Below are 9,845 nucleotides of genomic sequence, written 5' to 3'. Positions count from 1 at the left end.
TCGATCAGGCTCGGGTCATGAGCTGCAGAGCCTGCGGTGATTTCGGGGTACGGCGTGCTGCACGCGGGGCAGTCGATTTCCAGAACATCAGCCATGCAAGCGTTCCTCCGCTTGACGTTGATCCCGTTTCGCCTTGAGTTGGCGTTCACGGTGGTTGATCACTCCTCGACGGTCAGCCCGCTTCCAGGGATGACTCTCTGGCTTACGCTTCAAGCCAGAAAGATGGTCAGAGCGAGGCGTCGTAAGCGCCTGCTCGATGGACATGCCCTTGGCCAAGCGCTTCTGCACAGTGCTTTTGGCGACACAACCGAAGCGCTTCACCAGGTTGCTCAAGCTGTCGGTGACGCCAAAGACGGTGTACTCATGCCGTCTCGCCTGGTTGACAGCCCGCAAGGCCGCCACCGACCGTTGGCGTCCTTCGCTATCCCGGAACCGGTATCCCTTCAGGTTCTTGGCATGCCTGCGGCGGTCAAAGGACTTGTAGGGATAGCCCCACTCGATATCTGGCATGCGTTCGAGCAGGTCCATGAACTTGACCCAGTGCATCCCGAGTGCCGCTGCGGCGGCCGAGCGGCTAAATCCACGGGCCGCCATGCCGCGGATGTACGCTTCAACGCTCATCGTCAGCGCTCCTCTTCGAGGGCGCTGGCGCGGCAGCGAGCATGCCGTGATAGACACATGCCAGGAAGTCGCGAACCGCACCTCGATCCGGGAAGTAGTACTCGGTATCCTCAACGAGATACCCGTCCATTCCGTCCTCGCAGTCGCGGCGTGCGTCCAGCATTTCCGGGGTCGGCTCAATCGGCACCAGCTTCCACCCCGCCGGCACACTGTGCTGAGCCCGGCAGGTATCCTCGGACGCTTTCACGCACGACTTGATCGATGTCAGCAGGTAGGACCATGCGAAACCGCGCTCTTGGTTCGGACACAATCCCAGCGCACGCGCCACGTCGTCGCGGCATTGCTTATCCAGAACGTGCTGAGGCAGCCCATCGATCAGCGCGATGATGTGATCGGGCATGGTCAGAGCCTCGTAGCGGACCATCAGGTCCGAGGCCTCTTGGCCGTTCAGCAGTGGGTTCTTGAGCGCGACAGCAATGCGGCGAAGTTCCGAGTGATCGCCGGGTTGAACCTCGATGGCTGGAGCGGTGCTGCCATCACTGATCAATTCCTGCAGGTGATCCAGGACCATCGCGACGTGCCCCATGGTCTCCTGCCAGAACATCGCCGGATGTGGGCTCTTTACGACCTTGCGCAGCGCCGCCATGGAAGCGGAAAGTTTGCTGTCCATCAGTGCACCTTCCTTGCCGACTTCTGGGCGGCACGCTGCTCCTGGAGGTAGGCCGCCATGCTCTGCAGCTCCGCATGCAGCTTGGAGAAGTCCCCGGCGATGAAGAGGTCGATGAGCTTGACCAGCATCCTGTCCAGCTTGTGGATGCCAGTCTTCAGCTCAACCAGTTGCTGGTCCTTCGCGAAGCCATCCTGCAGAACATCCTTCAGGGCCAGACGGCAGTCCTCTTCGCTCATGGAATCAACGTCCATCAGCGGGGTGTAGGCATGGGTGATGACAGTCATTGGTCTTGCTCCTTCACCGGGGTCGTCCAGGCCACGTCAACACCGAGCAGGCTGACGACATGGACGGTGACCATCCCGTGAGTGGTCTGGCGAATACCGCGGATGGCGTTGCGGAAGCGGCGGTGCAGCCGCAGCGAATCCTCTTCGCGGATGAACAGGCGGCGATCGAGCACCGACGTCTGCTCAATCGGAATGCCGGCCTGGCGCAAGGCGCGGGTGGCGCTGTTGACGGCCTCCAGGCAGCGGGCCAGCTCTGGCGTCAGTACTGTGCAGAGCGGCAGATGGGTAGCTTTCGGCTGCTCTTCAGGGAGGCGGCCAGTGATCGGTACGACGTTCATGTCAGGCCTCCCGAACCACGTCAGCAGTGACGCGCGGCTCGCCGACGAGCGCGGCATAGTTCATAGCGGCCTTCACCAGGTTGCCGATGGCCAGCGGATAGAGCAGGCTGGGCTTGTTTTCCTTGACGCCCCCCAGCCTCTCGATGACGGCCTGCAGGCCGGATGCATCGATCACATCGCTCAGTGCCTTGCCAACCCGCTCGAAACGAAACGCCAGGTGCTGTTCCAGCCCGCCGACCGTGAGCGGCGGCAACTCGACGATCTCGATGCGCTGGGCCACCTCTCGGACTTCGCCGTTGCGCGGCGACAACTTGATGAGCAGTTCGGGCTGACCGATCAGGATGATCGACACCAGCTTGGTGTAGCCCAGTTCGAGTTCGCGGTAGCGCTTGAGGTGCTTGATCGTCGGGGTCGATAGGCTGTGTGCCTCCTCGATGATCAGCAGGTGGCGCGAGCCTGCGGTGTGGCTGGCCTTCAGAGCCTTGTGCAGTTGCGCCCAGCGGGCCTGCGAGCTGTTCCGCGGCGTTTGGTCTGGCGCGATCTCCGCCAGGATGGCCTCGGCGATATGCTCGCTCTTGAGGGGCTTGCCCTTGGTGTCGTTGTCTTCCATCCCCAGCACGTATGGCTGAATGACCGTCACCGGGCTGCCTTCCAGTCGATGCTCCAGATCTCGGCGCAAGGTGGACTTGCCCGCCCCTGACTCGCCGATCACTGCCAGGAAACCATCGTGCATAGCGACCTGGTGCATCGCCTCGCGTACATAGCGGATATCAGCGTTGATGAAGATGTCGTCGGCGCTGTGCAGTTCGTCGAAGGGGTCGCGACGGATGTCGAAAGCCTTCTTCGTGGCTGGCAGCAATACCTGTTTGCGCATTAGCATGGGTTCGCACTCCTCGTTTTCTTGAGCGTCTTCGGGGGTTGCAGGGGCCCCGACGTTGCTGCGTCGGGGCCCCACTTCGTCGAAGGCCTGGCGCACGGTGTCGAACTGAGCGCCCTGAGCCATCAGGTATTCGGTGATCCGCCAGGCCAGTTGCTGCTGGTCCAGCGATTTCGGCCACTGGCTGTGGTTGATCAGTTGAGCGATCGCCGCCGGACTGAGATCGACCGCACGGGCCAGATCGGTCTGCGGCTTGCCGAGGCTGGCCAGGACTTCCTTGAGCTTCAGCATTACGAGTTACCTCCCACAACGCGCAGCGCGGGCCGGCTGGACGCCGCCTGCAACTGCTCAACGATGCTGTCGAGCTGGTCCTCCAGTACTCCGTCGGGGTAGTTGGACTTGAGCCAGAGCATCGACTCGGGACTCCAGACGCCATCCAGCCGCGCTCGGAGGATCTTGGCGGCTGCCGGGTGGCTCAGTGGCTTGCTCTCGACGGTGGGCAACGTCACGTCGAGCTGCAGCTCGCTGCCCTTGCGTGGCATGAAGGTCGGCAACTGAGCGTCTTCGATGTGCTGGTAGGGCTTGAGCCTCCCGCCGAACGGAATGGCCTTGGCCTTGCGTGCGGCCTGCTCTTCGGCATCGGTATCGACGCCCATGGCTAGGCGGGCCGCTTCCTTGCGAGCCTTCTGTGCAGGCGTCTCCGCATGCGGCCGGAACTCCTCGCCGATCATGGGGGCGCGCACGTCGAAGCCGAAGTTGTCCTTCTCGATCCTCGGAATGACGTGGAAGACTTCATGGCCGTCCTGGTCGAAAGTGATCGCCTGGGCGGCATCGCTTTGCCAGGGGTTGCGGGTGATCATCAGCTTCTCGCCGTTCATCACGCCAGGTACGACCGAGACGTCGTATTCGGTTCCCTGGAAGCTGACGCGCAGCTTGCTAGTGACCTTGCGGCTCTCCGGCTCGGCGATTGCCAACTGGCGGCATACTTCGACGCTGGGCGCTTTCACCAACTGGTGCTCACGGATGCGCATCCAGGCCTCCGAGCGGGTCATCCCATGGCGGGAGTGCTTCTTCGCGGCGTTGAACCACGCGCGCCAGGTCTTGGCGGCAGCGTTCAGTTCGTCCAGATCGGCGACAGGCTGGAAGCGCAGTCCCGCCTCGAACTTGCGCTCGATGAGGTTCCGGGCGTTCTCCACCTGGCCAGTCACCCGCGCGGCACCGGGCTTGTGAACGATGACGCGGATGCGCAGCGCACGGCAAAGGTTCCTGGCCATGGCCGAGGTGTTGGCAGAACCTGGGTCCATCATCAGAATCTTCGGCACGCCGTGCAGAATGTCGTTGCCACCGCGCTCCTGCATGGCGTCGATCAGCACATCACACAGGTTCTCACCGCTCTCGGCCCCCATGACGTACTTCAGGTAAATCCAGCCACTGGCGTGCTCGGTGATCTCGTACGACCAGACCCGGTTGGAGGCGATGCGGGCCACGTTCTTCGGCTTGTTCTTGTAGAACTGGTCATGCTCCATGACGCGCAGGCCGTTACCGTGCTCGTCGGCGCCGGGCTTGAGGTAATAAAGAACACACAGCGAGGCATCGATCTGCCAAACGTGGTTGGGGTGGCAACTGCCCAGCTCCGTTACCGGAGCAGGCTGCAGCAATTGCTGGGGATGAACCCCGAAGCTGTAGAGAGCCCTGGATATCGCACTGATGGACAGCGGCCGAATCTCGCCCGTGTCCTCGTCAACGACGTCCGCCCGGATCATCTTGCTGGCCCGTAGCGCTTCCACCGCATCCTCCAGGCTATACAGGCGCTTTTCGTTGCGGCGCGCACTCTCCATCAGCGCGCTACTGATGGTCAGGGCATCTTCCCGGCTCAGGGCACTGGTGCCGGCGTCACTCCGGCGTTTGCGGGGCTTGCTGTCTGCGGTGACCTCCCTCAGCTTGCGGTAAAGCGTGGCGAGTGACATGTCGAGCCGCTGGGCCGTCGACTGGGCAATCTCTACGCGCTGCCCGCGTGGGGCGGCGCGAAGGGCGCGCTCCAGATCGACCAGGGCTTGAGTAATGACGGCGCTCATGGCTCAGTCCTCAGCCACGCCTGCAGGCTGGGACTTGCCCATTTGCTCGATCCAGCCGAATTCGCTGATGTCATCGGGGGCTTCGCCGTCGGGCAACTGGAACTCTTCGCGAATCTGCAGGAGCAGTTTTTCGAGGTGGCGCACCAGACCGGCCTGGAAGGTGCGGGGGTCGGTACCGGTCTTTTCGGCGTGGTCGAGCATGACGGAGAAGGCTTCGCGCAGCTTGCCGCTGATGTCGGCCTCGGCTTCGAAAGCGATCGCCGTTGCCTCCTGGCGAAGCTCTTTCTCGGCCTCATCCGCCTTCATGGTTTGGATGCGCCGCTTGGTCTTTTCCAGTTCGTGGACGGTTTCGTCCAGCTCGCGGGACTTGCGTGCCATGCGCTCGCCCAGGGCTTCGTTGTCCGCCCGTAGATCCTCGACCTGCTTCTCCAGGGCAGCCTTTTCCTTGGTGTGGGTGGCGATCAGTTCCTCGGCCAGGTACTCGACGGCGTCCTTGTTGCCCTGCTTGGCCGCTTCGATCAGGGCGCTACGGGCGTCATCGGGCAGCTTTCGCCACTGGCGCAGCTCGCGGTAGCCGATGCCCATGCGGGACATGGATTCCAGGGCTTCTTCGCCGAAAGTGCGGAGGTTGGCGATATCCATGTTTGCCTTGTCGACAGAGATGCCGAGCAACGAGCAGAACTCGTCCCAAGTGCCAGAAAACTCCGAACCGTTCGGACTTTTCTTCCCGGCAATGGCACGGTAGAGCTTGTTTTCCTTGACGTAAGCGAGCTTGGAAGTCCGAACCGTTCGGGAAAATTCCTCGAACGCCCCTGCCATCTGCGCTTGGCCGAGCAGTTGGTTGACCAGGTCGCGCTCCTCATGCATGCCCTGGGCAATGTCGCCCAGCATGGTCAGCGCGCCTGCCTCGGCCTGGTACGCCTGCTGGTTGACTTCAGGTATGGATTCCACTTTCACGGGGGATGCTTTACGGGCCATGGGATTTCCTTAGTTCGGGAGACGGGTGTAGCGTTGGCGACGCTCGTTGAGTTCGTCCTGGCCGCGGCGCAGGGCTTCGTCGAATCCAAAGGCCACCTGGACCAGGCGCGGTCCGAGCAGCCAGCGCTTGTCGTCATGCGGGCTGCGGTCGGCCAAGCCGGCGATGCGCAGGTTTTCCAGGGCGCGCAGGGCGGCGCTGGCGTCGCACTCGGCGGCGACCGCCACCTCCTTCAGCAGCAGCCCCCGGAATTCGTTGGCGGCGAGGGCCAGCATGACCCGTAGGGTTCGCTGGACCTGCTCGGAGCGGTATTTTTCGGTGCTCATGCGCAGCGCTCCATCGGGATGACGACCAAGGCGCCGGACTGGGTGATAGCGGCTTGGCCACCGGTGGCCTCCGCCAGTTGCTGGTGGAGATGCTGGGCCTCGTTGCACCACCCTTCGGCACATTCCTCCATGCGGGTCAGTTCGGTGCGCAGGTACTCGTTCTCTTCGGCAAGGCGCGCAGCTTCGATGCAGAGCTGCTCATAGGCTTGCTCGTCCAGGCGCTGCAGCAGCGCCTGCAGGTTGATGGACTCACTCATCGTCAGCCACTCCAAAGTCCAGTTGCGGGGTTTCTGCCTGGGCGACGTTGCCGTGGTGCCAAGCGAGGGATTCGAGGCCGGCGCGGATGGCGTCCAGGGTCTGTTCGGCGGTTTGCTTGCCGTCGTAGAAGGCCATCAGCGCGCCGGTGGCGTTGTGCAGCACGCCCTGCAGTTGCTGCAGGTCGTTGGCGTTGCAGGCCTTGCCAACCGGGATGTCGACCAGGAGCTTGCCGTGAGCGGCGGCCAGGTAGCGGGTGATCAGCGGCAGGCCGCAGGCTTTCTCCAATGACAGCACCATGGTCAACGGCAGGCGGCCATTGCCCATCCATTTGTAGAGGGTGCTGGCGTTGTTCTGGCACAGATGGTCTGTGGCAAGCCGCTCGATCCCGCGGTTGTAGCGCTGCATGGCCAACTGCGCACAGCCGTCCAGCGCTTCGGCCGGCGAGCGCGGCACCCAGTGCTTCCAATTCCGGCGCTTCATTGGATGGTGCTCCAGAAGCCCCAGTAGTCGTCGTCCAAACAAATAGCTGTTTTCACCATTGGCAAAGCCATTGCGACAACGCCAGCCTGATGGGGTACATTCACCCTCGTCGGAGAGACAGACATGACTACCCCCGATCACCTGGTTCTTGATGCGTCGATGCGCTCGGCGTTTGTTGCCCTGGCACGTCGTCTGGCAATTGATCACGGCCTTGACCTGCAAGGTCTTGCCTGTGACCTGGAGACGCTGGCTGACGCGCAGTCGGGCGAGACATGGCAGATGCCGCATCGGGATCTGGCTGGTGTGCTGCGGTATGTTGCCGAGCGTGCTCAAGCAGGCGGAAGCTGATCTGGTGGGCCTCTTCGCGGCTCATGCGATGGTTGAGCAGCCGACCTGCGCTGATGAGCATCAGGCGATCGATCAGGCGCTCGGCGCCTGGCGATGCTACGGTCCGGTCCACCAACAGGAGGCTGCTCTGGTGAGCATCGGCCAGGTGCCAGGCGATGTCCGAAGTATCACCAGGGGCGCAGGCGATCAGAGCATCGAGCGCGGCGCGCCAGGTGTCCATCGGAGCGGGAGTCAGGTCGATGTGCTCGACCGGCGGCTGAAAGCGAGGCATGGCTGTACTCCTCTCAGGCGGCGAGTTGCTCGACGGAGAGCTTCATGCCGAGCTTCAGGGCGATTTCATGGGAGGTGCCGCGGCGGCCTTTGAACTGGCCGTTGATGACCATGTACACCTGGTGACGGGGATAGCCGTTGGCCTCGGCCCAGGCCGAGATCGTTATACCGGCGGCGCGGAAGAGTTCCTTAACGCGCTCGCCGGTGTACGGCGTGCGAGTGGGGAGCGGATACGGGACGTTCATGACGGGGTTCCTATCTGCTGAAAGATTGCTAATAAACCAATGCATGTGCAGTGCTTTGGTGTGAATTGATATTGGGACATCAAAGTCCCATAGTCAAGGGACTTTTATGCCTCAAAGCATCGGGGATCGGATCCGACAAATACGCGGTGGACTAGGCGTGGGGGAGTTTGCGGAGCGCCTTGGGGTGAATCGCAAAACTGTTGCGCGCTGGGAAAGCAATGAGGCGCTGCCTGACGGAGCATCACTTCTAACGTTGCATAGCTGTTTCGGGGCTGATCCTGGCTGGATTCTGACCGGAGGAGGAGCGCAGCCTAGTCCCGCTGAGCTAGCACCTGACGAGCGCATCCTGCTGGACAACTACCGGCATAGCCCGCCCGACGCTCAGGCCGCACTCAAGGCGACGAGCGATGCGTTCGCGCGTCGCACTGGTAAGAAAGCAGGATGATGAATAAGGGGGAGGAATGGATTTCAAAGTACTGCTTGGGGCAGTGATGTTGGTCAGCCTATCGGTGGCCGGATGCTCCACGAAAAACTATGGCCGACAGCCGGAACTGACTGACTTCGAACGGCAGACCATGAGCTGCCGCGAGATTGACCTGGAACAGGCCAAGGTTCAGGGCTTCCTGACCCACGTGCGTGAGGAGAGCGAGTTCGACGGACGCTCGGTGCTGTCTTTCCTGGGCGACTTCGGGATCGGCAACCTGATGGAGAAGGACGCAGCAGTCGACAGTGCCAATCAGCGCCTGACCCAGTTGGCAGGTGCCAAGATGCAGCGCGGCTGCACCTATGCCTATGAGGCTGAGGCCCCAGCTCAGCAGCCGTACGCGCCACCACGCGCCTATGCCCCAGACGGGCCCGCATCAGCTTCTGCGCGTTCTGTCGACGCCCAGCTCGACGAGCTGAACCGTATGCAATTGCCCTACGAGGAGTACCAGCGGCGATACCGAGAAATTACGGGGCAATAAAAACGGAACGCCAAGGCGGCGAATTTCCCTCGGATTGGTTTTCGCTCCTTCCAAAATACACTCTGCTCCCCCGTGGGGATGATCGTCACACCTGCTTGCAGGTAGGACCTTCAGTCAGGCCAAGGATGGCCGCCCCATCGGGAGCATCGTTATGTCATCGCCGCAACCCCGGCGCCGCCGCGCGCCGCGTATGACCAGCTGGACGCTGGTCACCCTCGTCCTGCTGATCATCCTCGCCGCGATTCGCCCGGAGCAGCTCCAGGTCGTCGCCTACAAACTTGTCCTAGTGACCCTGGGCGCGGTGGCCGGTTACTGGATCGATCGCAGCCTGTTTCCCTACGTGGCTCGCCCGCATGAGTGCTCAGCCAATCTGGTTGTCGTGGGCGCCTGGCTGCGCCGTGGGCTGATCGTACTGGCTTGCATCCTCGGCCTGACGCTGGGGCTCTGACCATGGGCGCCCCGCAAATCATCTGGATCGTGCTGGCCGCTGTGGTCCTGGTTACGTCCTATGCGTGCGATGGCCTCACCAACGTGATCAGCTTCAAGCAGCGCGTGTTCGACGTGATCGCGATGACGGCCCTGGTGTGGTGGGGAGGCTTCTTCGGATGAAGCGCCTGCTCACCCTCGGCCTGCTGGGCCTGCTGAGCGCCTGCCAGCCGGCCTTCGCGACGGATCGCATCCCCACTGCCGCCGAGCAGTACCGGCGCACCCTGGTGCGCAGCGCCCATGCTGAATGGGGCCTGTCGGCACCGATCGCCACCTTTGCCGCACAGGTTCACCAAGAAAGCCGTTGGCGTGCTGATGCCCGCTCGCCTGTTGGTGCCCAGGGTCTGGCGCAGTTCATGCCCGGAACCGCGGAGTGGATCGCCGGCCTGTATCCGACCGCCCTCGGCACCAATCAGCCGTTCAATCCTGGCTGGGCACTGCGCGCGCTGGTCACCTACGACCGTTGGCTCTACGACCGAAACCAGGCCTCCAGCGAGTGTGATCGCTGGGCATTCGTACTGTCCGCTTACAACGGCGGCCAGGGGTGGGTAAATCGCGACCGTAGGCTGGCCTCGGCATCCGGCGCCGACCCGCTGGCCTGGTTCGATTCCGTCGAGCGCTTCAAC

Annotated in this window: 17 protein-coding genes; 6 read left to right on the top strand and 11 right to left on the bottom strand. The window is 62.7% G+C overall.

Translation table 11 applies throughout. The annotated features are described in order from the left end of the window. Positions 1-87 precede the first annotated feature (87 nt). From HMPREF2924_RS15770 to HMPREF2924_RS15725, 10 genes are read right to left on the bottom strand one after another with little or no spacing between them, the layout of a single operon-like run. Positions 88-621 (bottom strand): hypothetical protein, encoded by a 534-nt coding sequence (locus tag HMPREF2924_RS15770; protein ID WP_016852438.1) that lies wholly within the window; start codon positions 619-621, stop codon positions 88-90. Then, positions 611-1,291 (bottom strand): hypothetical protein, encoded by a 681-nt coding sequence (locus tag HMPREF2924_RS15765; protein WP_070700565.1) that lies wholly within the window; start codon positions 1,289-1,291, stop codon positions 611-613. Before HMPREF2924_RS15765 ends, HMPREF2924_RS15770 begins: the two co-directional genes overlap by 11 nt. Next, entirely contained in the window at positions 1,291-1,575 is a 285-nt protein-coding gene (locus HMPREF2924_RS15760; protein ID WP_014603990.1) for a hypothetical protein, read from the bottom strand. Before HMPREF2924_RS15760 ends, HMPREF2924_RS15765 begins: the two co-directional genes overlap by 1 nt. Beyond that, positions 1,572-1,913, bottom strand: coding sequence for a hypothetical protein (locus HMPREF2924_RS15755; RefSeq protein WP_016852440.1), 342 nt, complete (start codon positions 1,911-1,913; stop codon positions 1,572-1,574). The genes HMPREF2924_RS15760 and HMPREF2924_RS15755 overlap by 4 nt, the downstream gene beginning before the upstream one ends. A 1-nt stretch (position 1,914) precedes the next feature. Further along, positions 1,915-3,081, bottom strand: a complete 1,167-nt coding sequence (locus HMPREF2924_RS15750) for an ExeA family protein (protein ID WP_016852441.1) — start codon at positions 3,079-3,081, stop codon at positions 1,915-1,917. Then, complete coding sequence (locus HMPREF2924_RS15745; protein ID WP_016852442.1) at positions 3,081-4,865, bottom strand: DDE-type integrase/transposase/recombinase; 1,785 nt, start codon at positions 4,863-4,865, stop codon at positions 3,081-3,083. The genes HMPREF2924_RS15750 and HMPREF2924_RS15745 overlap by 1 nt, the downstream gene beginning before the upstream one ends. A 3-nt stretch (positions 4,866-4,868) precedes the next feature. Further along, positions 4,869-5,843, bottom strand: a complete 975-nt coding sequence (locus tag HMPREF2924_RS15740) for a hypothetical protein (protein WP_023101705.1) — start codon at positions 5,841-5,843, stop codon at positions 4,869-4,871. Positions 5,844-5,852: 9 nt separating this feature from the next. After that, positions 5,853-6,167, bottom strand: coding sequence for a hypothetical protein (locus HMPREF2924_RS15735; RefSeq protein ID WP_003142307.1), 315 nt, complete (start codon positions 6,165-6,167; stop codon positions 5,853-5,855). Beyond that, on the bottom strand, positions 6,164-6,424 hold the full coding sequence (locus HMPREF2924_RS15730) for a hypothetical protein (protein WP_003142306.1): 261 nt from the start codon (positions 6,422-6,424) through the stop codon (positions 6,164-6,166). The genes HMPREF2924_RS15735 and HMPREF2924_RS15730 overlap by 4 nt, the downstream gene beginning before the upstream one ends. Continuing rightward, positions 6,417-6,905, bottom strand: a complete 489-nt coding sequence (locus HMPREF2924_RS15725; RefSeq protein WP_010791820.1) for a hypothetical protein — start codon at positions 6,903-6,905, stop codon at positions 6,417-6,419. The genes HMPREF2924_RS15730 and HMPREF2924_RS15725 overlap by 8 nt, the downstream gene beginning before the upstream one ends. A gap of 123 nt (positions 6,906-7,028) precedes the next feature. Between HMPREF2924_RS15725 and HMPREF2924_RS35915 the strand changes: the two genes are divergently transcribed. Beyond that, on the top strand, positions 7,029-7,253 hold the full coding sequence (locus tag HMPREF2924_RS35915; protein ID WP_015649394.1) for a hypothetical protein: 225 nt from the start codon (positions 7,029-7,031) through the stop codon (positions 7,251-7,253). 284 nt (positions 7,254-7,537) lie between these two features. Here the strand turns inward: HMPREF2924_RS35915 and HMPREF2924_RS15715 are convergent, their stop codons facing one another. Then, complete coding sequence (locus HMPREF2924_RS15715; RefSeq protein WP_003142304.1) at positions 7,538-7,768, bottom strand: DNA-binding protein; 231 nt, start codon at positions 7,766-7,768, stop codon at positions 7,538-7,540. Positions 7,769-7,874: 106 nt separating this feature from the next. On the opposite strand from HMPREF2924_RS15715, the gene HMPREF2924_RS36990 reads away from it, so the two are divergent. The 5 genes from HMPREF2924_RS36990 to HMPREF2924_RS15700 all read left to right on the top strand — a co-directional run. Beyond that, complete coding sequence (locus tag HMPREF2924_RS36990) at positions 7,875-8,213, top strand: helix-turn-helix domain-containing protein (RefSeq protein ID WP_015649395.1); 339 nt, start codon at positions 7,875-7,877, stop codon at positions 8,211-8,213. A 16-nt stretch (positions 8,214-8,229) separates the two neighbouring features. Next, complete coding sequence (locus HMPREF2924_RS36210; RefSeq protein ID WP_010791819.1) at positions 8,230-8,733, top strand: hypothetical protein; 504 nt, start codon at positions 8,230-8,232, stop codon at positions 8,731-8,733. A 151-nt stretch (positions 8,734-8,884) separates the two neighbouring features. Beyond that, entirely contained in the window at positions 8,885-9,181 is a 297-nt protein-coding gene (locus HMPREF2924_RS15705; RefSeq protein WP_003152187.1) for a putative holin, read from the top strand. A gap of 2 nt (positions 9,182-9,183) precedes the next feature. Continuing rightward, on the top strand, positions 9,184-9,342 hold the full coding sequence (locus HMPREF2924_RS35910) for a hypothetical protein (RefSeq protein WP_003094227.1): 159 nt from the start codon (positions 9,184-9,186) through the stop codon (positions 9,340-9,342). Then, the coding region (locus tag HMPREF2924_RS15700) for a transglycosylase SLT domain-containing protein (RefSeq protein WP_070700562.1) at positions 9,339-9,845 on the top strand (507 nt) is incomplete at its 3' end. The genes HMPREF2924_RS35910 and HMPREF2924_RS15700, both read left to right, overlap by 4 nt.

The organism is Pseudomonas sp. HMSC063H08 (assembly GCF_001813645.1).
GTDB classification, from domain to species: Bacteria; Pseudomonadota; Gammaproteobacteria; order Pseudomonadales; family Pseudomonadaceae; genus Pseudomonas; species Pseudomonas aeruginosa.
The sequence above is the reverse complement of the archived record's forward strand: the minus strand, read 5'-3'. Positions and strand labels throughout refer to the sequence as shown.